This window comes from Rufibacter tibetensis (assembly GCF_001310085.1).
GTDB classification, from domain to species: Bacteria; Bacteroidota; Bacteroidia; order Cytophagales; family Hymenobacteraceae; genus Nibribacter; species Nibribacter tibetensis.
In genome coordinates this window covers 2,202,769-2,229,055 of record NZ_CP012643.1, presented here as the reverse complement: position 1 = coordinate 2,229,055, position 26,287 = coordinate 2,202,769, and the positions used below count along the sequence as shown (strand labels likewise).

At 50.7% G+C, this 26,287-nt stretch carries 23 protein-coding genes; 7 read left to right on the top strand and 16 right to left on the bottom strand.

The window, feature by feature from the left end; genetic code table 11:
• Positions 1 to 3: 3 nt before the first annotated feature.
• The 6 genes from DC20_RS08915 to DC20_RS08890 all read right to left on the bottom strand — a co-directional run bounded on the left by DC20_RS08915 (position 4) and on the right by DC20_RS08890 (position 3,586).
• On the bottom strand, positions 4 to 738 hold the full coding sequence (locus DC20_RS08915; RefSeq protein ID WP_062543512.1) for an SAM-dependent methyltransferase: 735 nt from the start codon (positions 736 to 738) through the stop codon (positions 4 to 6).
• 63 nt (positions 739 to 801) lie between these two features.
• Positions 802 to 1,092, bottom strand: a complete 291-nt coding sequence (locus tag DC20_RS08910; RefSeq protein WP_157593109.1) for a heavy metal-binding domain-containing protein — start codon at positions 1,090 to 1,092, stop codon at positions 802 to 804.
• 82 nt (positions 1,093 to 1,174) lie between these two features.
• The gene (locus DC20_RS08905; RefSeq protein ID WP_062543510.1) at positions 1,175 to 1,489 is read right to left on the bottom strand and encodes a hypothetical protein; all 315 of its coding nucleotides are present in this window, start codon (positions 1,487 to 1,489) and stop codon (positions 1,175 to 1,177) included.
• Positions 1,490 to 1,535: 46 nt separating this feature from the next.
• Complete coding sequence (locus DC20_RS08900; protein ID WP_062543509.1) at positions 1,536 to 2,135, bottom strand: hypothetical protein; 600 nt, start codon at positions 2,133 to 2,135, stop codon at positions 1,536 to 1,538.
• 111 nt (positions 2,136 to 2,246) lie between these two features.
• Positions 2,247 to 3,107, bottom strand: a complete 861-nt coding sequence (gene nadC, locus DC20_RS08895) for a carboxylating nicotinate-nucleotide diphosphorylase (RefSeq protein ID WP_062545881.1) — start codon at positions 3,105 to 3,107, stop codon at positions 2,247 to 2,249.
• A 77-nt stretch (positions 3,108 to 3,184) separates the two neighbouring features.
• Positions 3,185 to 3,586, bottom strand: coding sequence for a DUF4783 domain-containing protein (locus DC20_RS08890; RefSeq protein ID WP_083470284.1), 402 nt, complete (start codon positions 3,584 to 3,586; stop codon positions 3,185 to 3,187).
• A 141-nt stretch (positions 3,587 to 3,727) separates the two neighbouring features.
• Here DC20_RS08890 and gpmI point away from each other — a divergent pair, with 141 nt between their 5' ends.
• The gene (gene gpmI, locus DC20_RS08885; RefSeq protein ID WP_062543507.1) at positions 3,728 to 5,263 is read left to right on the top strand and encodes a 2,3-bisphosphoglycerate-independent phosphoglycerate mutase; all 1,536 of its coding nucleotides are present in this window, start codon (positions 3,728 to 3,730) and stop codon (positions 5,261 to 5,263) included.
• Positions 5,264 to 5,379: 116 nt separating this feature from the next.
• Entirely contained in the window at positions 5,380 to 6,006 is a 627-nt protein-coding gene (locus tag DC20_RS08880) for a hypothetical protein (protein ID WP_062543506.1), read from the top strand.
• 6 nt (positions 6,007 to 6,012) lie between these two features.
• Here the strand turns inward: DC20_RS08880 and DC20_RS08875 are convergent, their stop codons facing one another.
• Positions 6,013 to 6,312 carry an antibiotic biosynthesis monooxygenase family protein gene (locus tag DC20_RS08875; protein WP_062543505.1) on the bottom strand — a complete coding sequence of 100 codons (300 nt, stop codon included), beginning with the start codon at positions 6,310 to 6,312 and terminating at the stop codon, positions 6,013 to 6,015.
• A 164-nt stretch (positions 6,313 to 6,476) separates the two neighbouring features.
• Here DC20_RS08875 and DC20_RS08870 point away from each other — a divergent pair, with 164 nt between their 5' ends.
• The gene (locus DC20_RS08870; protein WP_062543504.1) at positions 6,477 to 8,711 is read left to right on the top strand and encodes an ATP-binding protein; all 2,235 of its coding nucleotides are present in this window, start codon (positions 6,477 to 6,479) and stop codon (positions 8,709 to 8,711) included.
• Between the two features lie 170 nt (positions 8,712 to 8,881).
• Here DC20_RS08870 and DC20_RS08865 read toward each other — a convergent pair whose 3' ends face one another.
• The 6 genes from DC20_RS08865 to DC20_RS08840 all read right to left on the bottom strand — a co-directional run bounded on the left by DC20_RS08865 (position 8,882) and on the right by DC20_RS08840 (position 17,492).
• Positions 8,882 to 10,153: an endo-1,4-beta-xylanase gene (locus tag DC20_RS08865; RefSeq protein WP_071885416.1), complete on the bottom strand. Its 1,272-nt coding sequence runs from the start codon at positions 10,151 to 10,153 to the stop codon at positions 8,882 to 8,884.
• Between the two features lie 198 nt (positions 10,154 to 10,351).
• Positions 10,352 to 10,774 (bottom strand): secondary thiamine-phosphate synthase enzyme YjbQ, encoded by a 423-nt coding sequence (locus DC20_RS08860; RefSeq protein ID WP_062543503.1) that lies wholly within the window; start codon positions 10,772 to 10,774, stop codon positions 10,352 to 10,354.
• A 12-nt stretch (positions 10,775 to 10,786) separates the two neighbouring features.
• Entirely contained in the window at positions 10,787 to 12,208 is a 1,422-nt protein-coding gene (locus DC20_RS08855) for a hypothetical protein (RefSeq protein WP_062543502.1), read from the bottom strand.
• 175 nt (positions 12,209 to 12,383) lie between these two features.
• Entirely contained in the window at positions 12,384 to 13,457 is a 1,074-nt protein-coding gene (gene prfA / locus DC20_RS08850) for a peptide chain release factor 1 (protein WP_062543501.1), read from the bottom strand.
• Positions 13,458 to 13,565: 108 nt separating this feature from the next.
• Positions 13,566 to 16,271, bottom strand: a complete 2,706-nt coding sequence (locus tag DC20_RS08845) for a TonB-dependent receptor plug domain-containing protein (protein WP_062543500.1) — start codon at positions 16,269 to 16,271, stop codon at positions 13,566 to 13,568.
• Positions 16,272 to 16,502: 231 nt separating this feature from the next.
• A complete protein-coding gene (locus DC20_RS08840; RefSeq protein ID WP_062543499.1) occupies positions 16,503 to 17,492 on the bottom strand; it encodes a dipeptidase in 990 nt (329 codons plus the stop codon).
• A gap of 148 nt (positions 17,493 to 17,640) precedes the next feature.
• Here DC20_RS08840 and DC20_RS08835 point away from each other — a divergent pair, with 148 nt between their 5' ends.
• Positions 17,641 to 18,828 carry a class I SAM-dependent rRNA methyltransferase gene (locus DC20_RS08835; RefSeq protein WP_062545880.1) on the top strand — a complete coding sequence of 396 codons (1,188 nt, stop codon included), beginning with the start codon at positions 17,641 to 17,643 and terminating at the stop codon, positions 18,826 to 18,828.
• Between the two features lie 130 nt (positions 18,829 to 18,958).
• On the opposite strand, the gene DC20_RS08830 is transcribed toward DC20_RS08835, so the two are convergent.
• From DC20_RS08830 to DC20_RS08820, 3 genes are all read right to left on the bottom strand, one after another.
• Positions 18,959 to 20,374, bottom strand: coding sequence for a methyltransferase RsmF C-terminal domain-like protein (locus DC20_RS08830; protein WP_062543498.1), 1,416 nt, complete (start codon positions 20,372 to 20,374; stop codon positions 18,959 to 18,961).
• 90 nt (positions 20,375 to 20,464) lie between these two features.
• Positions 20,465 to 21,538 carry a hypothetical protein gene (locus DC20_RS08825; protein ID WP_157593108.1) on the bottom strand — a complete coding sequence of 358 codons (1,074 nt, stop codon included), beginning with the start codon at positions 21,536 to 21,538 and terminating at the stop codon, positions 20,465 to 20,467.
• Between the two features lie 56 nt (positions 21,539 to 21,594).
• Complete coding sequence (locus DC20_RS08820; protein ID WP_062543496.1) at positions 21,595 to 22,044, bottom strand: hypothetical protein; 450 nt, start codon at positions 22,042 to 22,044, stop codon at positions 21,595 to 21,597.
• A gap of 206 nt (positions 22,045 to 22,250) precedes the next feature.
• On the opposite strand from DC20_RS08820, the gene radA reads away from it, so the two are divergent.
• The 3 genes from radA to DC20_RS08805 all read left to right on the top strand — a co-directional run bounded on the left by radA (position 22,251) and on the right by DC20_RS08805 (position 26,275).
• A complete protein-coding gene (gene radA, locus DC20_RS08815) occupies positions 22,251 to 23,630 on the top strand; it encodes a DNA repair protein RadA (RefSeq protein ID WP_062545879.1) in 1,380 nt (459 codons plus the stop codon).
• Positions 23,631 to 23,716: 86 nt separating this feature from the next.
• Positions 23,717 to 25,159, top strand: a complete 1,443-nt coding sequence (locus DC20_RS08810) for a TlpA disulfide reductase family protein (protein ID WP_083470283.1) — start codon at positions 23,717 to 23,719, stop codon at positions 25,157 to 25,159.
• A 90-nt stretch (positions 25,160 to 25,249) separates the two neighbouring features.
• Positions 25,250 to 26,275 (top strand): SPASM domain-containing protein, encoded by a 1,026-nt coding sequence (locus DC20_RS08805; protein WP_062543494.1) that lies wholly within the window; start codon positions 25,250 to 25,252, stop codon positions 26,273 to 26,275.
• Positions 26,276 to 26,287 lie beyond the last annotated feature (12 nt).

The window sequence follows — 26,287 nt, the reverse complement described above, 5'->3', positions numbered from 1 at the left end:
AATTTATTTCTTCAGGATGAAAATCATACGTTCGCTCTTCTCCGGATCATAGGGCCCCAGGCTGTAATCACCGTACACGCCGGCAAGCCGAAGCTGGGTCATCTGGAAGTACTCCATAAACTCGTGGTACCGGAGCGCCCGTACTCTTTCTATAAATTCATAGGGTTGGCCTTTGTCTTCAAACCTGATGGTCTTAAGAATGAAACCAGCCTCTACTTTGCGGGTAATGTGAAAGGTAATGCCTTCCACCTCCTTTGTTTCTTTGGCTACCAACCGGTTAATCACCCGCTGCGTGTTCATGAAATCAATGACCAGTTTGCCTTTTGGTTTCAGCGTGTCCGTAATGGCCCGCAGCGTGATCACATTCTCATAATCGGCATCAAAATACCCGAAGGAGGTAAACAGGTTGAAAATGAAATCAAATGCTTCGGGCTGGAACACCTCCCGCATGTCATGCACAAAGAAGTGCAAACGCTCATTCTCAAACTGTTTGGCAAAAGCTATGCTCTTCTCAGACAAGTCTAATCCAGTCACGTCATACCCCTTTTTGTTCAGGTAGATGGCGTGTCTCCCTTTTCCGCAGGCCAGATCCATGAGTTTGCAGGTAGGCTTCGGCCGAAGATGGTTCAACAGGTTGTCCATGAACCGCTGGGCCTCTTTGGCATCACGGTTCTTGTACAGCAGGTGGTAGTACGGCGAATCAAACCAGGTGTAAAACCAATCTGACGGATTTATCATGCGGGTGCGGAAAAGGTAAGAAGGCAGCTCCTCTTGCCCGGCAGATAAAACCGGGACAAAAGCTTACTGCGCAGTGGTAGAGTCAGCCGAGGCATGGAAGTCTGGATTCTTTTCCAGGTTCATGCTACAAACCGGGCATTTGCCAGGCTCCATGCTGGCACTGCCTTCACACTTCATGGGGCAGATATACGCCATCTGCTGTCCGGCCTGGGTTGAAGTTGAATCTGCCGGGGTGGTGGCTTCCTCCTCTGTAGAAGCAGCCGCAGGTTGGTCTGCGGAAGAGGAGTTACTGCAGGAAGAAACAAAGGCCACAGAGGCCAGGGTCATCGCCCAAACTAAAGAGATCTTTCTCATGGAAATTAGAAGGTACGCCGAAGCCCGTTTTAGGCCCATTTTACAAAAAACAGACCAAAAACGGGCTTCAGATGGGGTTGTATTATTGATGGAGGTCTCCTGCTGCGTTGTTTTCTACAGCTTCTTTTTCCACGCTTTTCTGGGTTGAACGAGTACCTTTCTCAGTACCTGGCTGGGTTTTGTTCTCGTGCTCGTCATGGTTGATCAACACATCAGGACGAGTTACTGCGTCTTCATTGCGGGCGTTGTCAATGTTAGCCGTGTTGTTCCGCATTCCTGGAGGCACTGAATCTGTGGATACTTTTAATTCAGGGCGCAGGTCAGAAGGTTGGCTGCTGCAAGAGGCCAGCAAAAGCGCACCAGCTAGGGCGAAAAGGGAAAGTGTATTTTTTATCATTTTTGGGAATATTAAGTCAAAAACAGATTTTGTTGTTTTTAGACGCTTATGCGGGAATAAGGTTTTTACGGCGCAACAATGACTCCATGAGTTTGATGTCATTGGGGTTGTTGAAAATCTTGAACGGCAGATGCAGGAACACGGGTACGTTGAAGTTCTTGGCTACCCAACCCTTCCAGCCTTTTGGCAGTTGGTCAGCGGCCGGGCCTTTCAGGTACATCTGGTAGGCGTCTTTGGTGGTGGCCACGCGGTCAATCATTTCCCACTGCAGGGCCATGCCTTCGCGGTCATTGCGCTTCATCAAAATCTGGCGCTGGTCAATTTCAAACATCACGCGCTCAAACAGCACGTTGCTTTGCTCCATCTGGGTTACACCCATCACTTGCGCGGAACGCACTAACACATACAGTACAGTTACAATCACGGCACCGGCTACCCACCACCATGAGAAGGCAAAAGCGGCCGGCAAAGAGAACAGCACCAGCGGAATCAATGCGCGCCACCATTCTTTTTTCCAAACCTGCACCAGCGCCATTTTGGCGTAGTCATTCTTATCTAACTGATTTTTCTTTGTGCGGATGGCCAGTGGGTTGAAGGGCTGTTGCTGCTGCACCCGTTGTCCGCCGCGTTGATTTGGTTGTTGCATAATTCTGTGGTATCACGTAGCAAGTATCATGTATCATGATGTTCCACCTGCCAACTTTCTGCTTTCTACGCTTCTACCTTTATTGGTTTACTGTATTCTTATTGGGTCTTTTTACTTAAAAGCTTTCAAACTAAGGTCCAGGCTGCGGTTAGAGTGGGTGAGTGCTCCTACAGAAATGTAGTTCACGCCCGTCTCGGCTACGGCTCTAATGGTTTCTTCTTTGATACCACCAGAGGCCTCGGTCTCGTAGCGACCGTCAATCAGTTCCACTGCCTCGCGCAGCAAAGGTACTTCAAAGTTGTCTAGCATGATGCGGTCAATTCCGCCGGTTTCCAGTGCCTGCCGAACCTCATCCAGATTTCGGGTCTCTACTTCAATCCTGAGCGTTCTGCCCAGTTTCTCCAGGTAGCGGTGGGTGGCTTCAATCGCTTGCTTAATGCCCCCAGCATAGTCTACGTGGTTGTCTTTGAGCATGATCATGTCATATAGCCCAAACCGGTGATTTGTACCGCCGCCAATCATAACCGCCCACTTTTCCATCATCCTGAAATTAGGCGTGGTCTTGCGGGTGTCCAGTAATTTGGCGCCGGTGCCTTCAATCAGTTTCATGAGGCTCTGCGTGTACGTGGCAATGCCACTCATGCGCTGCATGCAGTTCAGAACCAGGCGCTCGGCGGTCAAAATAGACCGGGCTTTGCCGTGCACAGTGAAAGCAATGTCACCATGGTTGATTTGAGCCCCGTCCTGTAAAAACACCTCCAACCTAAGCGTAGGGTCTACTTCATGAAAGATTTTCCAGGCCAGTTCCACACCGGCCAGCACACCACGGTCTTTCACCAGGAGCTTTGCCTGGTTAGTGGCACTCTCTGGAATAGAGGCCAATGACGAGTGGTCGCCATCGGCTACGTCTTCCTGCAGGGCCTGCCGGATAAATGCCCTAATGCCTTCTTGAGTAAGGTAGGATGCTTTCACGGTGCAAAAATAAAAAAAGGCACCGAACAATCGGTGCCTTTTCTTCTGATTACCCTATAACGGGCAATTATATTCTGTTATTTAAACTCAATAGTGTCAATCTTATAGGAATCTCCGTATTTCTTCACCTTCACCACTACGTTGTAGCGGCCGCCTTTGTGGTTGTATTTTCCAATGGCGTAGCGCTGGCCGTCCTCAGAACCACCCTGGTGGTCAAAGCTGAAACTTACCGGGGCATTCTTGCTGAAGAAGTTACGCACCACCATCTCGGCCTGGCTTTGGCTGAAGCTTCCGTTGTCACCATCAATGTTCACGTCTACCTTGGAATTGAAGTAGCGGGCCAAATCACGGGAAGAACCAGATTTGATAGCTGACTGGATACCACCCATCACGTCAGATTGAGCAGCTACCTGTCCGGTGCCTACCAGCATCCCCAACAGCACCACGGTCATCGCCATCAATCTCTTTAAATTTTTCATGTCTTTTGTAAACAAGTTTTACTTCTTGTATGCCAAAACTATGCCAAAGGCAGATAAGTTCATAGGCCTAAAGATACAGGAAATCTGCAGATTCAAACCGCAAACGCTTCTTTTTCCAGACTGGCTTGTATCTTTACGCGCATGAGCAAAAAGGTACTTTTGATGATTCTAGACGGATGGGGACTGGGAACAGACCCTTCCGTATCGGCGATTGCGCACGCTAATACTCCTTTCATGGATTCGTTATTTCACCGTTTTCCGCACGCGCGCTTAGAGGCATCCGGTGAAGCCGTAGGTCTGCCGGAGGGCCAGATGGGCAATTCTGAGGTTGGCCACATGAACCTGGGAGCGGGCCGCGTGGTCTACCAGGACCTGGTAAAAGTGAATGTAGCCATCAGAGAAAAAACGCTGGGCCAGAATCCGGTTTTACAAGACGCTTTTCAGTTTGCCCGCGAAAACGGCAAGCCGGTGCATTTCATAGGCCTGGTGTCTGACGGGGGCGTGCACTCCCACATTGAACATTTAAAGGCGCTGTGCTCCCTAGCACATGAACAAGGCCTGGAGAACGTGTTTGTACATGCCTTCACCGATGGCCGCGATACAGATCCTAAAGCCGGTCTGGCTTACTTAACCGATCTGCAAAACCATCTGGACACCACCGGCGGCAAAATTGCGTCTATTATTGGTCGTTACTTCGCCATGGATCGTGACAACCGCTGGGAGCGCGTAAAGCTGGCCTATGACTTATTAGTGCATGCGAATGGCCGTGGTTCTGTCAATTGGCGCGAAGCCATTCAGGAGTCATATGACAACGGCACCACCGATGAGTTCATCCAACCAATTGTGTGCCTGAACGAGAACGGTGAACCAACTGCCAAAATCCTGGACGGAGACGTGGTCATCTGCTTTAACTTCCGGACCGACCGTGGCCGCGAGATCACCCAAGCCCTGACGCAGCGCGAGTTCCCAGAGCAGGACATGTACCCGTTGAGCCTTCGGTACTACACCCTTACCAACTACGACGATACCTTTGTAGGCGTACAGCCCATTTTTGATAAAGATAACCTGGCGAACACGTTAGGCGAAGTTTTGGAAAAAGCCGGCAAAACCCAGATCAGAATTGCTGAAACCGAGAAATACCCGCACGTAACGTTCTTCTTCTCCGGTGGGCGTGAATTACCGTTTGAAGGTGAGAAGCGCCTGTTATGCCCATCGCCAAAGGTAGCCACTTATGACATGCAGCCTGAGATGAGCGCCTTTGACATCAGAGACGCCATTATCCCGGAGATTGAAGCCGAATCTGCTGACTTTATCTGCCTCAACTTCGCCAACCCAGACATGGTGGGCCACACCGGCGTGTTTGAAGCAGCTGTGAAAGCAGTGGAAACCGTAGACCAGTGTGCCCAAGCCGTGGTAACCGCTGCTTTAGCGCATGGCTACGCATCTATCATCATCGCAGACCACGGCAACGCCGACATGATGCGCAACCCGGACGGCACACCTAACACCGCCCACACCACCAACCTGGTTCCTATCATCCTGGCCGATGAGGAGTACAAAGGAGAACTGATGGACGGAAAATTAGGTGACATTGCGCCTACGGTGCTGGCCTTGTTAGAGGTACAACCTCCAGCCGAGATGACGGGCAATTCTTTGCTCATGCCTACTATTATATAAGCACCATTGCTATAAAAAAACGGAGGCAGAAAAGCTTGCTTTCTTCTTCCTCCGTTTTCATTCTGTTTCCCGTAAAACAGGCGTACAACACTTAGACTTTCATTTTTATTTACTCTATGCCCACGCTTCTCTCTGCTTCTTCCTGGTTTAAGGCATCAACCTTTGCCTTGATTACTTTCATGATAGGAGCAACGGCCTGCCAAGACGAGACCACACCCCGCGTAATGCAGAGCACGCACCAGGCATATGACCTTATAGGGTTCCTGAACAAGGAAGCACAAGCCCTTTCAGCTCAGAAAGCAGCGGCCCGCAAGAAAGTCTCTACTCCTGAAGGATCTGCGGAAACCAAAACATTCCCTTCCCTGAACTGGTCTGAGGAACTTGCCCCTTTCGCAGATGCAGATATTAACAAGCCAGCTTTGAAAGGGTTGTTTGACGAGCAAGTCACCACGAATGCATTGGGACAGCAGGTACGCACCTACAAAGCCAAGGAAGACGCTTCCACCAACGTGAAGGAGGTTACCTATACTCTGGATGCGCAGGGGCAACTAGTACAGCTAGATGCCACCATTGCCCAAGAAAACATGCTGTTCAGGACTCAAAAGCAGATGCACCTGAAGGTGCAGGCTGGTTCCTCGCCAAGTCTCACGCGGTACCGCCTTGATGAAACCCAGAAGCTTCTTTTAATGGGAGCAGATCACTATAGCGTCATGGGTGAGGTAGTAAAAAGCAATAGCCTTTAAGACCACCTATTCACTAATTTTAGAGAAATACCGGATTTTGATGCTGCCAGGCACCAGTTTGGTATCCTTCGGGATGCCTTTGTGGGAGTCCTGGTACTGGTGGCTTTTGTACCAAGTTTTGAAGCTGTCTTCATCATCCCAGTAGGTCATAAGCCAGATTTCATTGGGGTTATCCTGCGGTGAAAGCACTTCCAGTTTCTGGAAACCGGGTGCATTGTCAACCAAGTGAGGTCTATTCTTGAACGCCTCTTTTACACTGGCTTCGGTGTCATTGGCGATGGTAAAGGAACTGAGGGAAACAAACATAAGTCAAAAATAAGGCTTGGGATTTTATCCCCTACAGATATCTTCTCCAGAAAGATGTGATTGTTGAAGATATCAGGGGAAATTTTGTAACGTAATTATCCTTGCCGCGTTAACCGCAAACCTCTCCTTTGCCAAAGAACCTCCCAGGAGGAAGTACTAAACGCATGCAAAATTATCAGAATCACCACGTTGACCTAACTAACTGCGATACAGAACCCATTCACCTCATAGGGCGCATTCAGCCCCATGGCTTTCTACTGGTACTGGACCAAAATACTCTGCAGGTTGAGCAGGCCAGCAAGAACGTTGGCGAGTACCTGCCCCTTACGCTGGAGGAGGTTTTAGGCAAACTCCTGGAGGACCTCCTTTCACCTGAAGAAACCACGTTTGACCCCACACAAACTGGCACGCATTTTCTTTCTATGAGCGGTATCCCGTTTATAGGCCATCTTCATAAAACCGAGGCTAAACTCATTCTGGAATGTGAGCCTAGCGCCCCGTACCCAGATGCGGAGAAGATGCGTCACAACATTCTTCTTTGCCAGCTACATAACCAACTCAACCACCTTTACACCTTAGAAGAGGTAGCCGAAGCCGTAGCCCATACCCTCAGAACCATTCTGCATTATGACCGGGTAGACATTACCCAATTTGACCAGGAGTGGAACACAGACGTGATTGCCGAAAGCCGTGAGGAGCATCTGCAGTCTTTTATTGGCCATCACTTCCCGGCCACTGATATTCCGGCCCCGGCACGGGAACTGCTGTTGCAGAAGCACGTGCGGCAGATACCAAATGCAAACGCCCAGGCCGTGGAAATCTACCCGTACTTCAACCCAAGCACGGGAGCCCCCACCAATATTCTGCGCTCAGAGCTTCGCAACCCCTCTGAGATACACTTAGAGTACGTGCGCAATACAGGGGTAGCCGCCACCATCTCGTTCTCCATCATAGTTAAAAATAAGCTGTGGGGCGTGATTGCGTGCCACAACGTGGAACCTACGTACATTGACGTATGGCGCCGGCAACTTTGTGATCTGGTCACTAAAACGTTTGCCAATGTAATCACCACGCTACAGGAGAAACGGGACCAGGAACAGTTTACCCAGTACAAAGAGGCGGAGCGGGCATTGGTACAGCACTTGAACAGCGGCCTCAGCATGTCTGAGGGTCTGTTTCACCAGAAGCCCACTCTGCTGGACATCACCGAAAGCCACGGGGCAGCTCTTTTACTGGATGGCACCTTGACCACGTTCGGGAATACCCCATCTGAAGAAGAAACCAGAAATTTAATTCAATGGCTTTCAGAGCACGTGCATGACGGCGTGTTCTGTACCCGGCATTTGTCAGCGGAGTGGCCTGCGGCGAAGACCATCACCAAGGTGGCCAGTGGCCTGATGGCATTGGAGATTTCACGCTATAACCAAGAATACCTGCTGTTCTTCAAACCGGAGATAAAGGAAACCCGGGTGTGGGCGGGCAACCCTGAGAAACCCATGGCTAGTGACGGCCTGCAGATTCACCCCAGAAAGTCTTTTGAGAAGTGGGAAGAGGTGATCAAAGGCAAGTCGCGCCCCTGGACCTTGAATGAAATTGAGATCACCCAGGTACTGCTGAAAGACCTGATTGCCATACGGCTCCGGAACCAAACGGCAGAGTTGCAAAACCTAAACCAGGAACTGCTGCTTAATGCAGACCAATTGCGCAACAGAAATGCTCAGCTAGAGGATTTTGCCTACATTATTTCGCATAACCTTCGGTCACCACTATCCAATATTCAGGGCCTGTACCAATTCTACAAAGAGGAACCTGGCGAGGAAAATGCCACTTACGCTATGGAAAGCGTAAAACGGGTCAGCGACAACATGACCGAGACCATTAATGACTTAAATGTCATCTTAAAGACACATTTGGTGCAACAACTTCCAAATGAGGAGGTGTCTTTGGCTGAACTCATCCAGAAGGAAACCCAGAACCTGGCAGCCACCATTGAGCAAACCGGTGCCCAGATTGTACCCGAACTGGAAGTCTCCTCCATCTACATGCCTAAACTTTATTTAGAGAGTATTTTACATAATTTCATCTCAAACGCCCTGAAGTACCGGTCACCAGACAGGGAGCCTGTGGTCAAAATCAGAAGTTGGCGCACCGGCAAAACACTTCACCTCTCAATAGAAGACAACGGTCTGGGCATGGACATGGAAAGAGTAGGAGATAAGCTATTTGGGTTGTACAAGGTTTTTCACAAGACAGAACAGTCTAAAGGATTGGGACTCTACCTCACCATGATGCAGGTGAAAGCCTTAGGCGGAACCATCACCGTAGATAGCAAGCTTGGAGAAGGAACCACCTTCACCGTCCATTTTGATCAGATTGGTTATTCCTCGGCCTCTCGCTAAAAACGTTTTAGGCTTATTTTCCTGAAAACAGGCTTGAAAGTGTTTCATATCTGCAAGCAGATCCATAGCCAGGTTGTAGAGAACATGACAAGCTGCAGAAAACAAAAGCCCTGCTGCCACTTCCTTCATTGGGAATGGCAGCAGGGCTTTTCAATATTAACTAAGCAGGTTTACTGTACTACAATCTTTCTGGTGGCAAAACTGTCATCTTGCTGAACTTGCAGGATGTACATTCCGGCTGGTAGGTTCAGGGCAATTTCTTCCTGGCCTTTATTTCCTTTCACCTCCAGCTTTTTCAACAAGGCACCCTTCAGGTCCAGAACGCTGATCTGGCTTTTTCTTTCCAGCCCGGTAATGGTGAGCCGTTGATGGGTAACCGGGTTAGGGTAGAACTGCAGCCCCGCAATCTCCTCTTCTTTAGAAGAAGTTAGGGTAGAGGCCACATACGTCCGAAGCCAGGTTAGGGCTGGGCGCTCAGTTCCGTTGGTTCTGATCAGGATGGCTCCCTGGTCGGTACGCCACATGCCCGTACGGTAGCCCCACAAGGTAACTCCGCGCACCGAAGGATGCTCCCAGAATAACGGGAAGATACGTTTGTACTCATCTAACTGATATTGATCGGCTGCGGTCTGGTTGGCGGGTGCCTGGGTGCCAACGCGGTCATCAATGTCCATTTCAGTAATATAAATGGGCAGGTTGGTGGCGGCAATCAGGTTGAGGTTGCTGGTAATGGTAGCACTGGGAATGTTTCTAGTAGAAAAGTAATGCCCCTGCACGCCTACCGCATCTATCAGGTTCTCGGCCTTAAGCAGGTTGATGATATTTACGTATGTATTGGTGCGGGTGGTGCTGTTTGTAAGGCTAAACTCATTGATCATGAGTTTGGTGTTGGGGAAATATTGCCGCGCCAAACGGAATGATTTTAAAATCCATTCCCAACCTGAGGCCCCGCTTCCGCCCAATGCTTTCGCATAGTTTCCGCCACCGTTACCAGCTGAGGTGGGCGGATCATTGATGGGTTCGTTCACCACCTCCAGTAAGTCAATGGCTGGGTAACGCTGAGCCACCGCCGCAAACCACTCTTGTATTTCCTCTAATTGTTCCGCATCAGACAGGGTTTCAATCCAGGCGGGTTGCTGGTTTCCCCATACCAACACGTGCATTCTGAAGGGATAGTTGTTGTCTTTAGCCAGCTTGTAGGCTGCATCCAGCTCGGTCCAGTTCATGACGTCTCTGGTGCTTTCCACGCTTCCCCACTTCCCGCCGTTCTCAGGGGCTACCTGGTTCCAGTAATTGGTAAAGCCAGGCGCTTGGGCGTTGCTGTAGATGTTTCCCAGAAACTTAGGTTTGCCTTGGGCAATGGGCCCAGTTTGGGCATGGCTGGTTGCCTGCACGCCTAAAAACCCCAGAAGAAGTAAAAAGAAACGGTAGATGTGTTGCATGCTGCTTTGTTCGTTCGTGTGTAAAGTGACTTCCTTCTTTTACGAGTTGTTACGTTCTCATGGACAAAGGATTATCTAAAGTTAGCCAGAATTCATTTATATGCAATCGTTGGCATAAACAAAAACCCTTTACTTAACCGCACAGTTTCCCCCAGCTTCCCAGAGGTATAATCAGCTGAGGAAGAGAAGTAAGAAGAATTATTGTCCTTGCAGGGTGACTACCACCGTGCGTTTACCGCCATGGTTGCGGTGCTCACACAAGTAGATGCCCTGCCAGGTACCCAGATTAAACTGTCCGTTGGTAATGGGGATGGTTACAGAGGCCCCCATTAAAGAGGCCTTGATGTGCGCAGGCATGTCATCAGGCCCTTCCAAGGTGTGGCGGTAATAAGGAGCATTCTCGGGCACCGTGCGGTTAAAATGCTGCTCAAAGTCATGGCGTACTGTTGGGTCTGCGTTCTCGTTGATGGAAAGGCTTGCCGAGGTGTGTTGTATGAAGACATGCGCCAGCCCAACCTGTATTTGTTCCAGTTCGGGCAGTTGTGCCTCCAGCAGATCTGTGATGAGGTGAAACCCACGCGTGACGGCGGGCAAACGGAGCGTTTTCTGAAACCACTTCATAAGGCAGGCGAGTTATTGATAGTCTACTTCCAGGGCGCCAGCGTCTGGCTTCTGCGCATCACGGGGTTTATTTTCATAATCCACGGCAATGCCCGGCACCGGAGTTCCTACGGCATTGGCCGGCGACAGTTTGATGAGCTGGAAATCAAATTTAGACGCGTCGCGAAACAGGGGATCTACGTTGATCCGGTTGCCGTTAGTATCAAACTCAGCTTTATAAGTTTTGGTTTTCAGAAAGGAGTTCCTGATGGTTCTGCTAGAGGAGCCAGTCATGTCACCAAACTTCAGTTCGTCTTCCTGCCGCCCCCACAAGATGCTGTTCACCACAGTGAGCACGTAATTCCCTTGTTTCAGAACTTCTTTGTTCACAACGTACTGCTCATCAAACACAAACGAAGGAGTTAACCTGATGAAGTCATTGGCATAGTTTGCCAGAGTGCTGAAGACTATCTCGTATCTGCCACCGCCCAAGCCTGCTATTGCATACTCAGCGCAATTGGTGATAATGCTGTTCTCCAGCCGCACATTTCCGCCGAGGCTCAAGGCCCCGTGTTGCAGCATGTTTTTCAAAAAAGAGTGCCGAAGCGTCACCTGTGGCACATTGCTTCCTTCGGCCCTGAGGTAAATGCCGGTGACCGCATTCTTCAATTCAGCGTAGCTGATCACATTGTTTTGGCTACCGGGCAGAAACTCCAATCCCTGCCACTGCCCCGGAGCGTTGCGGTACTGCTCTTCCTTGCGCACCTGCTGGAACAGCACCCGTTTTTCATGCTCGCCTTCTACTTTGAGCGTGCCCAGCACCTTTATCTTAGCGTTGCGGTGAAAATGTACCTGGCTGCCTTTCTGGATAGTGAGCGTTTGCCCCGTGGGAACTGTCACAGAGTCATAAATTACGTGCGCTTTAGCAGCAGTCCAGGTTTCAGCAGGAGAGGTGAGGTAGTTGCGCTGGTAATACGTCGCGTTCTGCCCATAAGCCACTAATTTTACTTTCTGCTGGTTCCCATTAGTCAGGAACAAGATAGAGTCATTCACCAGAAACGGCTGCTCCTGTGCATTGGGATTGATGGTGGCTTTGACCAGAATCAAAAGGCTGTCATTGCCCCGCAACTCCACATTTTGCAGTTCAGGTCCCGGAAGCCCGTTAATAAACAACTGGAACGGGGAGTTTCCCAAACCACCTACTTTTATCTCAGAGATCCTGATTGCGTTCTTGTTGGGGTTGTAAACTTTGAGGCGTTTGGTGACGCTGCCTACCTCGGTGAAAACTGTGTCAAAAAGTACCGTATCGGCCTCCAACCGAAGCAGGGCACTGGCATCAGGAGTGAACTCCTCATCACGTGGCGTGCAGGCGCTCATCCACCAGCCCACCAGGCACACCAAAGCCAGGCTTTGCAGCCACAGGCGCCAGGAAGCAGAAGAAAGGTAGTGAGCCATTGCGGAGTAAGGTACGTGGTTGAAAGGCGCTTTGGTTTGTATAGTGGGAGGTAACCTCTACCTGTGTTTTTTGGTTGGTCTTCGTTTAGGGACTATTTTCCAGAAATCAGGGCAGAAAAGGCTAAGAAAAAGAAAAGCGCAACTTTAAGGGTTGCGCTTTCTATAGTTAGGTAGGTTATGCCTGAGCGCCTTCTTTCAAACGCTCCGCATTCTCGGCAATCCGGAGCTGCTCTACAAACTCGTCAATGTTTCCGTCTACTACGTTAGGCAGGTTGTATACCGTTAAACCAATGCGGTGATCGGTTACGCGGCCTTGTGGATAGTTGTAGGTTCTGATCTTATCTGAACGATCGCCACCACCTACCATGCTCTTGCGCTGGGCACCTTCGGCTTCGTTTTTCTTGGCTAACTCTATCTCGTAGATACGGGAACGCAATACCGCCAAAGCTTTGTCAAAATTCTTCAACTGCGATTTCTGGTCCTGGCACTGGGCGACAATACCAGTAGGAATGTGCGTTAACCGAACGGCAGAATACGTGGTGTTTACTGACTGCCCGCCAGGTCCTGATGACATGAAAAGGTCCTTCCGGATGTCGTTCATGTTCAGTTCCACGTCCAGTTCTTCCACTTCCGGCAACACCACTACTGATGCCACTGAAGTGTGGATGCGACCGGCTGTTTCGGTAGCAGGCACACGTTGTACGCGGTGTACGCCAGACTCAAACTTGAGCTTGCCATACACATCTTCGCCTTTGATGCCTACAATGACCTCTTTGTAACCACCGGCAGTACCTTCCATGACGTCAATCACCTCCATTTTCCAGCCCTGCTTTTCAGCGTAGCGGCTGTACATGCGGTAAAGGTCACCGGCAAACAGAGAAGCCTCGTCGCCACCGGCCCCCGCCCTAATCTCCATGATGATATCCTTGCTGTCATCCGGGTCAGTAGGGATCAGCATTTCTTTGATGCGCTCCTCCATTTCAGCCCGCTGCGGCAGAAGCTCATCTAATTCTTCTTTGGCCATCTCGCGGAAGTCTTCGTCTTTTTCAGTGGCGATGACTTCTTTGGTGTGCTCTATGTTGCTGAGCAATAATTTGTAACGCTCGTACTCGGCTACTATCTTCTCAAGGTCTTTGAACTCCTTGTTCAGAGACTTATATCGTTTCAGGTCACTGGCTACATCTGGCTGGATGAGTTGCTCATTTACCTCTTCAAACCGCTGCTTTATGGCTTCCAGTTTATCTAACATCTTCTGCTTTACTTAATTCAGGCCGCAAAGATACGAAATTTCCGGCGCATTTTTTTGCGTGCGTTTAGGGCTTGTTTCAGGAAAAAGAGGCTGAAAACAGGTCCATTTTTACTTTATCTGCATCTCTGCCACGGCCCTTCCCAACTGCCCGCCGGCAGTAAGCCCCTCTACCACGGCCCGGTAGGTGGTTTTGGGATCAGCACTGTAAAACGAGAAGGAAGCGCGGCCATTCACATTTGTAATTACCGTTGGGCTCCAATACAAGGTGGTTCTGAGGTCAGGCAGTTCTGCTTCAGCAGGTTTGTCATAGCGGGGCATGTAGAACTCTCTGGCTTTTTGATAATGAGCACCCTTGTAAGCAGCCACCCCCTGGTAGCGGGCCATGTTATTTACCGAACTACTGCTTCCTCTTTTCAACAAGATAGAAATCACTCCATTCCCACCCTGTGACCCGTAAATGGCTGAAGAGGCGCCGGGCTTGAGAATATCAATAAAATCTACGTCGGCCATGGAGATGCCTCTGATGAACTCAGCATCCATGGGCATACCATCTAGGAGAAACAGAGGAGTTCCACCGCCCCGCATAGAAACACTTGTACCGGTTACCAGCAATCCTGCCACGCGGCCCTGCAGGGCTGAAATGATATCCATAGACAGTGGCAGGTTGGATGCTTTAATGGTTTGATCTGGTTGACTGTAAATCTGCCCTTGACGCAACTGGTCTTCTTCTTTGATTTTTTTGGCCCTGATTTCTACGGCACTCAGCAAAATGCTTTTACCAGCCAATTGATCTAATCTCAACTGCTCTCTATTACTTCTGAGGTACGCCCAAGTGCTCTGGGAAAGCAGTGTTGGAGGCAAGTTGTAAGGCACCTGCGGCTCCACTGGCGTAATAGGAAGGCCCTTGTCTAATTTAACTTCTAAGGTGTTCTTTCCCTTGGCCGAACGGGCCTGCACCACCACTTTGGAACTATCATTCAAATCCATAACCCCAAACTCGAATCTTCCCTGGGCATTAGTGGTATCAAAGAGTATCATGTTAGGCGACCGGAAACTCACGAAAGTCACAATAGCACCAGGTTCAGGCTTGCCGGACAGCTTTAGAACAGTACCAGTCACGGCCAGGCTTTGCTCCACCGGAAACGGAAGAGGCATCTTCTTTTCTTGCAGAAGGTCTTTCCAAGCAAAACGCCGCCAGCCTTGGGTGAGCAACAGGTTATCCAGAGCCAAGGCAACTTCCGGCTCCCGTGAGGAGAAGTAGTAATCTGGCTGCTCAATATAGCCCCGTAAGTCTGAGCTCAGCAGGGTAGTGGACAGAATAGTACCTGCGTTTAGCTCAGGACTTACTTTCTGGGCATCGGTCACGGAGACAGAGAAATGCCCAGACACCGGAGTGCCTGCTACTGTTTTAGCCTGCAGCTGCATGGTTACTTTCTCCCTTGGGCTGTAGGCAGGCTTGTCCGGAGCTAAAGTGAGCTGCAGGTGATCATGGCGGTTGTTAAAAACCAGGCGTTCTGCCAGCGGCTCCCCGGTGTTGGAGAATAGTGTGAACTGCATTACCCCAGTGGGCAACTTTTCTTTGGGAATAGTAATGAGAAGCAAGTCTTTAGCTGTGGCGGCACGTGCACTGAAATAAACCGTTCCCCGGCTTTGCCCGATTACACTGATAGACTGAGGCCGGTCCTCTGCACTTGTATAGCCTACTAAATATGCTTTCAGCTGAATGTTCTCCAGCTTGCTGTTGTCAATACTCAGCACTACTCCTTTTGCCCGCGCCGCCGGCAGAGGATATTTGACTTCCTCGCCCTTAGTGTTGTTCAGGACGGCCGCGTAGCTCCTGCCGGGTTGGGGCATAAACCCAAAACGGCCCATCCCAAACTTGTGGCTTCTAAAATCAGCTACCTTTTTGCCGGTATCATCATACACACTGCCTTGCACCTCTTTGCCCAACCCGTTTACATCTACGGCCTTGAAGCCTACCGTGCTCCACATATTACTAACCAACTCCCCGCCTTCCGGGAAGAACTGCAGGTCAGTTTTTTCAGTGGAGGTTGGGATATTGAAATGCCGCTGGATTTGCGCTTCTCCCTCTTTCAGGCTGAGCCACAATTGGGCATCTTGCCGGGCCTCACCGTTAGGCAAATAGAACCGGTAGCGCGCATTTCCCTGGCTGTTGGTTTCGCTTTTACGGCGGCCAGACACTTTTCTGCCAGACTGAGTATGAAAGGTGACGGCTCTTTGCGTTAAAGGTTCTTCCTTCAGATTTTTAAGTGACACATCTGCATACACAGAATCTCCGGTGCCGTACGGCTTGAAGGCAAACGACACCGAAGGCACCAGGTCTGCTACCCTCGGGTTGAAAACCTGCAGGTTTTGGTGAAAGAAATACGCCTGGTCAAAGTTCTGCATCCAGCTGGTGTATGCTCTTAGCCGGTACTGCCCCTCCGGGATGGTGTCCTCCAGCGCGAAGTCTCCGTGACCTATCCCGTTTGTCATGTCTACCACCACCCGCTTGTAGATAGAGTCCTCCGGCGACACCAGGTCTACATACAGAACTTTGCTCCACAGGCTGGGCTCATGTGAAGAGGCATTCATCAGGTACGCCTTAAACCAGATATCCTCTCCGGCCGCATAATAAGGTTTGTCCAAGTGCAGGTACACCTTCTCCTGCGGATACGCCTTCCCGAAGTTCTGAAACTTAGCGATAATTTCTTCCAACCCCACTTCCAGCTGCCTGGGCTTAGGAGAAAAAGCGAAAATGGCAATGAATGAAACAAGCAGAAGGCAGAAAACAACTTTTAATCGTGAAGGCATATAGGGGGAGTAGTAAAAAGCAGATTATTGTTTGAATATAACAAATCTCTGCTAAATATTACTGCTTCTATATATTTACTACTAATTGCTCTCTCACACCCAATTAGCTTTTCCCTGCACGCTTACTTGCTGATCTATCTGCTTTAAGCTTGTTTTGAAAAAATCAAGACCTAAACAGACAGGACGCTTGGCTTTTTTCCGCAGAATTAAGAGAGTTCATCCTAATAGAGGTTATTTACTCCAAAGCCGTTGCATAAACTGCAAGGCATTTCCGTAACTGAGGGCAATCAGATGCTCCGGCGAAAACTGTTGTTCCAGCGCTTGTAAGATGGTTGAGTACTGCGCCGCGTTTCGGTGCTCTCTGTGGAAATACGACTCGCCACCTACCATCATACCAGACTCTTGAAAGAAATCAGCCCCGAAGCATATGGCTTTGGGGGCGCGCTCAAAACCATACTGGATGTGTTCCAGCAATACCTCAGGCCGCTCTGGGTGCACAAAGTTCTTCAGGAAGTTTATGCCAATGAGCCCTTCGCGCCGTATCACTTCCTGCACCAGTTCTTGCGGCAGATTTCTGGGAGCATCATACACTGCTCTGAAGTTAGAATGACTGGCGATTACGGGAATATCTAACCCTTGTTTATCAATGAAGTTAAGCAGGTCATAGGCAGCCGCGTCTGACGTGTGGGACAAATCTATGGCAATGCGTCTACCACTCAGGTAGCGCAGCAATTCTTCGCCATTTGGTTTCAAGCCAACGCCCGGCGTGAAGTTGCCGCCGCTAAAGCGATTCTGGTCGGCATGGGTGAGGCTTATATAAAGGAGTGGCCCCGCCAAATGGATGATTTCTTCTAGTCGGGAGAAAGCCAGTTCCAGAGGTTCCTCTTCTTCGCACAGCCCCGAGGCGTTTTCAATGGCCGCTACTATGGCTACACGCTCCCCATGCAGTACTTGATTTCCGAAGTCTTTTTGGCAAATCGGGGCAAAAACGTCTTTGCTCAGAAGCAGGTGCTCTTTGAAAAGTCTCGCTTGTTTTAGGGTAAACGCGGCGCTGCCCGGCTCAGTGAGCGTAAAGAACGCCATGGTCTGCAACCGCACACGTCCAGCCTGCAGGTGCGGGATGGCGCACCCAATAACATCTACATCCATGGTGGTGGCACCCGGAATCCAGGCTAAATAACCAGTAAGGTCGCAGTGCAGGTCAATAATGGGCAGAGGCATTTTCAGGCGAAGTTCAGGAACAAAGGGGTTATTGGGCGGACGAGTTTACGAAGAAGTGGGTGACCGGTCCGCAGAAAGCCGGAATTTTTACCGAATTTTGCAAAAACAACCCAAAAACGTACGCCACCTCTACCGCGTACCCCTGGCTATGGCAAATCTTCCTTCAATATTATTACACGCAGGCAAAGAACATTCTCTGAGACGTTTCCACCCTTGGGTTTTCTCGGGGGCTATCAAGAAAATTGAAGGAGACGTGCAGGAAGGGGACATTGTGGCCGTGTACACCAACCGGCGCGAGTTCCTGGGCATCGGGCATTACCAACCGGGCTCTATTGCCGTGCGCATTTTCTCTTTTGAGGAAGTAGAACCAGATTACGCTTTCTGGAAGAGCCGCGTGCAACGGGCCGTAGATTACCGCCGCGAGCAAGGCTTCCTGGACACCCCCGATACCGATGTGTATCGCTTGGTCTTCGCCGAGGGCGATAGTCTGCCCGGCCTGATCATTGACGTGTACGGTAATACCGCCGTGTTACAGGCGCACAACGTAGGAATGTTCCACGTGCGACAACACATTGCGCAGGCGTTGATGGAAGTGTACGACGGCAAACTATCTGCCGTGTATGACAAAAGCGCGGAGACTTTACCGGGCAAAGGCACCGCGCAAGGCCAGAACGGCTACCTGATTGGTGATACCCCCACCCCGCACGTGGTCACTGAAAACGGAAACAAGTTCCTGGTAGATTGGGTGACCGGCCAGAAAACTGGCTTCTTCATTGACCAGCGCGAGAACCGCCAACTGCTGGCGCACTACTCCCAAGGCAAGACTGTCCTGAACACCTTCTGCTACACTGGTGGTTTCTCCATCTACGCACTCAATGCTGGTGCCACCGCCGTGCACTCCGTGGATGTCTCCAAAAAAGCCATTGACCTGACAGACCAGAATGCTGCTTTGAACAACGGCCAGGACCGCCACGAAGCCTATGCGGTAGACACCTTTGATTTCCTGAAAGGCAAGGAAGGGCTATATGACCTCATCATCCTGGATCCACCGGCCTTCGCGAAAAGCCAGAAAGTGCGCCATAACGCCTTGATGGGCTACAAACGCCTGAATGCCGAGGCAATTCAGAAAATTAAGCCTGGCGGCATCATTTTCACCTTCTCCTGCTCTGGTGTGGTAGACAAATACCTGTTCGCCAACACCGTCATGGCCGCCGCCATTGAAGCAGGCCGCAACGTGAAAGTGATGCACCACCTCTCACAACCTGCAGACCACCCCATCAGCATCTTCCATCCGGAAGGTGAATACCTGAAGGGCTTGGTGTTGTACGTGGAATAGGATACGTGCATAGCATACCCATAAAGCAGAAGTCCCCGGCAGGTTTGTACTTGCCGGGGACTTCTGCTTTATGCCTTTAATTATTAAACTAAGCCTAAAATGTAGTTTGGCTTTAGCACTAAGTTTCAATTTACTGATCTCCCAGCGTAAACAAGGCTGCCACATTCTCCGGTTTCAACGCCTCATCTAGGCTCATTCTGATGCGCCACTCTTTGGGATAGTGGTTGTTGACACGGTTCTGGAGTTTTTTGCCCCAGCCCAAGGCTACTCCTTGAAACTGCACCAGCACCCAGCCATTCGCCGAATCTTCCAAAGCAATGTCTTCGCGGTGCAGGTAGCGCAGGGCGGTGGGGAAATCTACTTCGGCGCTCGGGAACGCATCTTCTGAAACATATTGGGAGAGGGCCAGGGCGGGCAAAGGCTTGGCGTTGTTTTTCATCACCTCGGCCACCTCAATGCCCCCGTAGACCACGCGCAGGTTCTCATACAACTGCTCCAGCTCCAGCATCCAAGCGGCAGGTAGGGCCCGGAGGGTTTCTTTGTGCTTTACAAACTCCCAGGCTTTCGGTTCTTTGAGCCAATCCTGCACCAAGGCTTTTTCTTGTTTAGAGGCGGAAACCAGATAGGGGCGCTTGCTCTTCTTGAACGTGCGGGCTTCTTCGCCGTCTGTTTTCCGCACGGCGGCCAGAAAGAAGCCTTCGCCCTGGGTGCGGTGCGGGTAGAACCGGTAGCCGTGCATGCCTTCCAGTTCGGTCTCCGTAATACCCCATTCGGGCTGTAGTTGCAGGGTAATAGTCTCGGCGTCTTGTTGGCGGGCCAGCCACGCCAGGTTCTCTTCGTTTTCTTCCCGGTTATAGGTACAGGTGCTGTAGATCAGAACTCCGCCGGGCTTTAGGGCATCCCACACATCCATCAAGATGCGGCGCTGGCGCTCAGAACAGAGTTTCACGTTGGCCTCAGACCATTCGTTTACGGCATCGGGGTCTTTGCGGAACATGCCTTCGCCGGAGCAGGGCGCGTCTACTACTAGCACATCAAAAAAGCTGGTGAGTTGTCCAATGTGGCTGGGATCATTATTGGTGACGACCACATTGCCACTGCCCCATTTCTGGATGTTTTCAGCCAAGATATTGGCTCTGGGCTTGATCACTTCATTGGCCACCAGCAGACTTTCCGGGGAAAGCAGCGAGGCAATGTGGGTGGATTTGCCGCCGGGCGCGCCGCACAAGTCCAGCACCGCCAATGGTTGGTCCAAGTCCACGCTTTGCCGCAGCGCCTGCTCCAGGAACATGGAACTGGCTTCCTGCACGTAATAGGCGCCACCGTGGAACAATGGATCTAACGTAAAGCTGGGCCGGGCCGAAAGGTAAAATCCGGTCTCGGTCCAAGGCACTGGCTGCAGACTGGTGGGCAGCGCCAACTTGGCTTTGTTCACCCTGATGCTGGTAGGCGAGGGCTGAGCCAAGGCGTCGGCGAAAGCAGGGTAGGCCTCACCCAACTGCGTCTGCATGCGGGTCTGGAAGGAAACAGGAAGTGCTAGGCTCATAATAGGAATGCCCGGGCAAAGGCCGAAGCTTCTGCAAAGATACGACTTCTCGTTTTAGGCCTCTTTCTGAAATTCAGCCTGAAAGCCTGTTTAGTCAGCCGCCAGGATAGGCTCACGGCGCGTGGTGATTTTAGCCGGCTTGCGCACGGTGCGGGTCTGGTACACTGGATTATCTACGAACGCAACCACCTTCAAGGTCAGATCTAAACCGGTGATGGTGCTGGGATTCTGGAAACCGAGGTACAGGTAACCATCATCAGTTTTAGGGGTTTGGCTGATCAACACTTTGCCATAATCAGAAAGAACATCTTTGCCACTGGCTACCGCATAAGGCTTCCAGCCGTCCTGGTCTTCCTTGAACAGGTAGGCGTTGTTCTTATTAAATAGATGATAGCTGATATACCCACTAGACTTCACCTGCGGCAGTTGCGGCAATAAACCCAACCCAAAGGCCACCAGCGGATTTCCTCCCGTCAGCAGGGCGGCAGCGCCTTTGGCCAGCGTCTTGCCCGTTTCCTGCAATGCCTCTACTGATTCCTGCCCCACGCCTACCCAGTACACCCAATGCTTGGTGTTAGCGGGCAACTTGAAGCGCTCAGTGCTGCGGTTATTGCTGGTAAGATTGGTAACGGACGCCAACCGGAAGGTCTTGTCCACCACGGTCTCTGATTTGAGGTCGTTCTTCACCAGCACCTTCTCAATGGCGGTAGTCCAGGTGGTGTCCTGAATGGTGCGCCAGGCTACCAGCGTATTAAAATTCTGCGTGGCCTCACTTTTAGGAATGCGGGTGAGCGTAAAGTGGCTCTTCGTGCTGATGTCAGACAAACTCTGCAGGATGATGGTGTACACCGATTTCTGCGGAACCGTTAGGCGCAGGTTGTTCAGTTTTTTGGTCTCCTCAATGCTGTACAGCGGCGAGTTAGAGAAGTACTCCTGCACCGTTACTTTGTAGTTCACCTTCGCTTTGTTTTCCAGGTCCAGCACCAGCACATCCCCGGCCTGAAACGCATATTGCAACTGTGTAGCCGGCTGTTTGGAACCGGCTACCTGCACTTCCAGATCGGCAATTTTGATGACTTTGCCAGACTGGGCCACGGTGGCCGAAGAGAAACTTAACAGCAGCCCGCTAAGAGCCAACGCAAATCGAAAAAGAGAGCTACACATACAGCACGCAAAGGCAAAACCTGATTTGCGCACAATTTACGTAAAACGGCTTGTAATCAATAGCCTCCCAATGGCTCCAGCCATATTTTGCGGGCCACGGCTTGCGCCGAAAAACCTGACACTGACTCACGGAAACGGCCTCTGAACAGAATCGCCACTTGTTGCCCGTTTTGCAGCTCACTTAAGCTGATGGTTCTTCCGTCTAGTCCTACAATCTGCGTGACAGGGGTCACCAGCACCACCGCTCTGCTAAACCGGGAGTATCTTGGATCTGTGACTCCTTCCACCAGAATCAGCATTTGCCCCTGGTTGTATTCGCGTTGGGTAATAGTGCCCCGCACGTCTACCCGATCCGGGGAATACCGCGGGCCTGCATCGGCGGAGCTTTCCTCTGAGGCGGTGGCATCCGTTGAGGTGGCAGGTGCAATTGCTTGGCAACCGCTCAGGTAAAGGCCGGAGATCAAAATAAAAATTAGTGGGGCTATGAGGTCTCTTATCTTCTTCATTGTCTTCATCTTGGCTAAAATGTTTGAACGGAAAAGAAGCAGCAAAGGCTAAACCCCAGAAAAGAAACATTTCTGTTTGCCCACTATTTTCTGAAAATTGGGTTAGAAACGGAGTGTTCTTAAGGTAGAAGTTGTTACCTCTGTACCCGCTTTATCTGCCGCAAAACCTTACCTTCGTTTTTTTCGCGGCGCGGAAAATCATTCTTATGGCTAAAATCAGAACTTCATATTTCTGCCAGAGCTGCGGTGCGCAGTCGGCTAAATGGATAGGCCGGTGCCCGGCTTGTAACGAGTGGAACACCTACGTAGAGGAAGTAGTCTCGCGTGAGGACGTAACACCCACTACCGCCTGGAAAGTGGGCACCAGCAGCCAACAGGTGGCCAGCAAACCCAAAGCCATCAATGACATCACTTACTCTGAGCAGGCCCGCATAACCACTCAGGACGCCGAACTGAACCGCGTGCTGGGCGGCGGCATTGTACCCGGCTCCATGGTTTTGATTGGGGGCGAACCGGGTATTGGCAAGTCTACGCTCATGCTGCAGATTGCCTTGAGCTTGGGCAACCAGCGGGTGTTGTACATCTCTGGCGAAGAAAGCGAACAGCAGATCAAGATGCGGGCCGAACGACTGGGCACCAAGCACCCTAACTGCTTTATCTTAACAGAAACCGGCACCCAGAATATCTTTAAGCAAATAGAGCAACTGCAGCCCGATGTCCTAATCATTGACTCCATCCAGACGCTGCACTCCTCCTTTATAGAGAGCGGGGCGGGCAGTGTGGCCCAGGTGCGGGAGTGTACCGCTGAACTGCTCAAATTTGCGAAGGAGAGTGGCACGCCGGTGTTCCTCATCGGGCACATCACCAAAGAAGGCAATCTGGCCGGACCCAAGATTCTGGAGCACATGGTAGACACCGTGCTACAGTTTGAAGGCGACCGCCACATGACGTACCGCATCCTGCGCACTACCAAAAACCGTTTTGGGTCTACGTCTGAGCTGGGCATTTACGAAATGCTGGGCACTGGTCTGCGCGAGGTGAGCAACCCTTCCGAAATCCTGATCTCGCAGCGTGAAGAATCGTTCAGTGGCATTACCATTGGCGGCACCATGGAAGGCAACCGTCCACTCCTGATTGAGGTGCAGAGTTTGGTGACACCCGCCACCTACGGCACGCCGCAACGCAGCACCACCGGTTTCGATGCCAAGCGCCTGAACATGCTGCTGGCGGTGCTGGAAAAGCGCGGCGGCTTTAAGTTAGGAATGCAAGACGTGTTCCTGAACATTGCCGGCGGCCTGAAAGTGGAAGACCCTGCACTGGACTTAGCCATTTGCGCAGCCTTACTTTCTTCCTTTGAAGATGTGGCCATTCCGCATACCACCTGCTTTGCCGCCGAGGTGGGCTTAGGAGGCGAGGTGCGGGCTGTGCACAGAATTGAGCAACGAATTTCAGAAGCAGAGAAATTGGGTTTTCAGGATATTTTCATTTCTAAGTATAACAAAAAAGGAGTTGATTTAAGCCGATTTAACATAAGAATACATGCGGCAAGTAGATTAGAAGAAGTCTTCAGCGGTTTATTTGGATAATCATTTTCCTTGAACTATTTTTAGGCTACCCTTTGGAAAAAGGCACTCCTGAACCCTAGATTTTATCTTTTTCTACTGTTACCAAGATGACTTTCATTTGCAGAAAATCACTAACTTCCTTTATAGTACTACTCACGTTGTGCATTAGTACTTTTTCAACTTCCTGGGCACAGGAAACGGCCACTATTTCCGGCAAAATAAACAGCCCTGTAAGTGACAGCGTCCTGCTGGAACTGTACACGGTACCTGGCTCCTACTCCGGGGTGTCGCATACCGTGGCTTTGTCCAAGAACGGAGAATTCACCTTGAAAGCCCCGGTAACGGAGCCCATGTTAGGCGAGTTGGTACACGGCCCGGAGTCTATCATGCTGTTTTTGCAACCCGGCGATAATCTGGAGGTTAGGGCAGACGCCGATGATTTCATTTCATCAGTGAAACTGAAGGGGAAAGGCTTTGATGAAAACAATTACCTTCTGCAGTTTGAACGCAAGTTTGAGGAGGAGGAAGATTACCAGGTGTTGCCAGACAACATCCACAAACGTGAAAAAGAGTTTCTACTTTTCCTGGAAGAAAGACGTGAAGACCAGATCAAATTTCTGGAGAAGTTCTTAAAAACGGCGCAAGTGTCTGACGCTTTCAAACAATATGCAAAGGCTCAGATTGAATTTGGATACGCCAACGACCGCCTTACCTATGTAGATGTCCGGAAACGGGTAGGAGATTTGCCGCCCCAGCTTTCTCCTGATTATTATGACTTCCTGAAACAAGTGAACCTTAATGCGCCCGGAGCTATCAGAAACCAGGCTTACCTTGACTTTCTGAACAACTACTTCCAGTTTAGGGCCCTTCAGGAGCAGCCAAACAACATGGAGCGCGATTATTACCCTACGCTCTACAAACTGGCAAAGAAAGAATTACAAGGCACCACGCGTGAAATGATGCTTTCGCGTATCCTGTCCCAGACGTTTCGGTTTGGCTACGTGCCCGATGCAGATGCCATGTACTCTGATTTCAAAAGCGAGGCCAAATCACCTAATTTCATTTCCTACATCAATGACCAGTATAAGAACTTCAGAAAAGTTGGGCTGGGAAGTCAGGCCCCAGCATTTACGCTCTTATCTTCTACTGGTGACAGCGTATCTCTGAGCAACTATAAAGACAAAATTGTGTACCTAGGCTTCTGGCGGACTCATTGCGGCATTTGCACCGTAGATCAGCAAGCCTATAAATACTTCGCGGAACAGTTAGCCTCCAAAGACATTGTCCTGCTGCAGGTGTCTGTAGGCGAGAACCTTGCTGATTGGAAAAAGACGGTGGCCCAGAAAAAGCTACCGGGTATTCAGCTGTATGCCCCAGACCTTTCTGCCGATATTCTGAAAGATTACGACGTTAAATCGTTCCCGGCGTATTTCATCATTGCCCCTGACGGCAGCCTCATCAATATAAATGCCCGCCGCCCTGGCCACGCCGAAGGAGCCCGAGACATAGCCTCTGCGGTTGACCACTACCGCAAGACAGCTCAGAAGTAGTCTTTTTTGCGTACTTTTGCCTAAACAGGTTTAAAATAGGAACAGGTGCTATCTAAAAAGGGTAGCACCTGTTTTATAAGATACTACCCCTTGACCCGAGGCACCTTTCAGGATGGATTGAATTTAGCATCTAAGCTTACCCCTCGCCGCGCCTGGAACGCGCTGCAGGTAGTAAGCAGCTATGCCTTGGCCCGCCTGACCAAGAAACCCCGGCATTGGGGAAGCCCGGTCAGCATTTCCTTTGAGCCTACCACTTCCTGCAACCTGCGCTGCCCCGAGTGCCCCAGTGGCCTGCGGTCGTTTACCCGCCCCACGGGCATGCTGTCAGACAACCTCTTCAAACAGACCATTGACCAGCTGCATAACCGGTTACTCTACCTGCTGTTCTACTTTCAGGGAGAACCATACCTGCATCCTTCGTTTCTGGACTTGGTGAAGTATGCCTCCGGCAAAGGCCTGTACACCGCTACTTCTACCAACGCCCACTTCTTAACCGAAGACAACGCCCGCCGCACCGTAGAGTCTGGCCTGGACCGCCTCATCATTTCTTTGGATGGCACCACACAGGACGTCTACAAACAATACCGCGTGGGCGGAAAGCTGGACAAGGTCTTGGAAGGCACCAAGCGGCTGGTCAAGTACAAGAAAGAACTGAAGTCCAAGACTCCGTACCTGATCTTCCAGTTTTTGGTGGTTCGTCCTAATGAGCACCAGATAGACGAAGCAAGGCAATTAGCCAAAGAGCTAGGCGTAGACGATGTCTGGTTTAAAACGGCCCAAATCTATGACTATGCCCAAGGCTCACCGCTTATCCCTACCATAGACTATTACTCACGGTACCAGGCGCAGCCCAACGGCACGTACTCGCTTAAAAACAAACTCATTGACGGCTGCTGGAAGATGTGGTACTCCTGCGTCATCACCTGGGATGGCCTGGTGGTTCCGTGCTGTTTTGACAAAGACGCCCATTATAGATTAGGCAATCTGCAACAGCAAAGTTTTAAAGCCCTTTGGAAGAGTGACTCCTATAAGAAGTTCAGAGGTTCTTTGCTCAAAGGCCGCAGCCAGATAGAAATGTGCCGAAACTGCTCAGAAGGCACCAAGGTGTGGGGATAAGGAGATTCCGTT

Excerpts from the sequence above, each read along its gene's own strand:
- DC20_RS08915 (WP_062543512.1), bottom strand. The coding sequence starts at position 738 with ATGATAAATCCGTCAGATTGGTTTTACACCTGGTTTGATTCGCCGTAC.
- DC20_RS08910 (WP_157593109.1), bottom strand. The coding sequence starts at position 1,092 with ATGAGAAAGATCTCTTTAGTTTGGGCGATGACCCTGGCCTCTGTGGCC.
- DC20_RS08905 (WP_062543510.1), bottom strand. The coding sequence starts at position 1,489 with ATGATAAAAAATACACTTTCCCTTTTCGCCCTAGCTGGTGCGCTTTTG.
- DC20_RS08900 (WP_062543509.1), bottom strand. The coding sequence starts at position 2,135 with ATGCAACAACCAAATCAACGCGGCGGACAACGGGTGCAGCAGCAACAG.
- DC20_RS08890 (WP_083470284.1), bottom strand. The coding sequence starts at position 3,586 with ATGAAAAATTTAAAGAGATTGATGGCGATGACCGTGGTGCTGTTGGGG.
- gpmI (WP_062543507.1), top strand. The coding sequence starts at position 3,728 with ATGAGCAAAAAGGTACTTTTGATGATTCTAGACGGATGGGGACTGGGA.
- DC20_RS08880 (WP_062543506.1), top strand. The coding sequence starts at position 5,380 with ATGCCCACGCTTCTCTCTGCTTCTTCCTGGTTTAAGGCATCAACCTTT.
- DC20_RS08875 (WP_062543505.1), bottom strand. The coding sequence starts at position 6,312 with ATGTTTGTTTCCCTCAGTTCCTTTACCATCGCCAATGACACCGAAGCC.
- DC20_RS08870 (WP_062543504.1), top strand. The coding sequence starts at position 6,477 with ATGCAAAATTATCAGAATCACCACGTTGACCTAACTAACTGCGATACA.
- DC20_RS08865 (WP_071885416.1), bottom strand. The coding sequence starts at position 10,153 with ATGCAACACATCTACCGTTTCTTTTTACTTCTTCTGGGGTTTTTAGGC.
- DC20_RS08860 (WP_062543503.1), bottom strand. The coding sequence starts at position 10,774 with ATGAAGTGGTTTCAGAAAACGCTCCGTTTGCCCGCCGTCACGCGTGGG.
- DC20_RS08855 (WP_062543502.1), bottom strand. The coding sequence starts at position 12,208 with ATGGCTCACTACCTTTCTTCTGCTTCCTGGCGCCTGTGGCTGCAAAGC.
- prfA (WP_062543501.1), bottom strand. The coding sequence starts at position 13,457 with ATGTTAGATAAACTGGAAGCCATAAAGCAGCGGTTTGAAGAGGTAAAT.
- DC20_RS08845 (WP_062543500.1), bottom strand. The coding sequence starts at position 16,271 with ATGCCTTCACGATTAAAAGTTGTTTTCTGCCTTCTGCTTGTTTCATTC.
- DC20_RS08840 (WP_062543499.1), bottom strand. The coding sequence starts at position 17,492 with ATGCCTCTGCCCATTATTGACCTGCACTGCGACCTTACTGGTTATTTA.
- DC20_RS08835 (WP_062545880.1), top strand. The coding sequence starts at position 17,641 with ATGGCAAATCTTCCTTCAATATTATTACACGCAGGCAAAGAACATTCT.
- DC20_RS08830 (WP_062543498.1), bottom strand. The coding sequence starts at position 20,374 with ATGAGCCTAGCACTTCCTGTTTCCTTCCAGACCCGCATGCAGACGCAG.
- DC20_RS08825 (WP_157593108.1), bottom strand. The coding sequence starts at position 21,538 with ATGTGTAGCTCTCTTTTTCGATTTGCGTTGGCTCTTAGCGGGCTGCTG.
- DC20_RS08820 (WP_062543496.1), bottom strand. The coding sequence starts at position 22,044 with ATGAAGAAGATAAGAGACCTCATAGCCCCACTAATTTTTATTTTGATC.
- radA (WP_062545879.1), top strand. The coding sequence starts at position 22,251 with ATGGCTAAAATCAGAACTTCATATTTCTGCCAGAGCTGCGGTGCGCAG.
- DC20_RS08810 (WP_083470283.1), top strand. The coding sequence starts at position 23,717 with ATGACTTTCATTTGCAGAAAATCACTAACTTCCTTTATAGTACTACTC.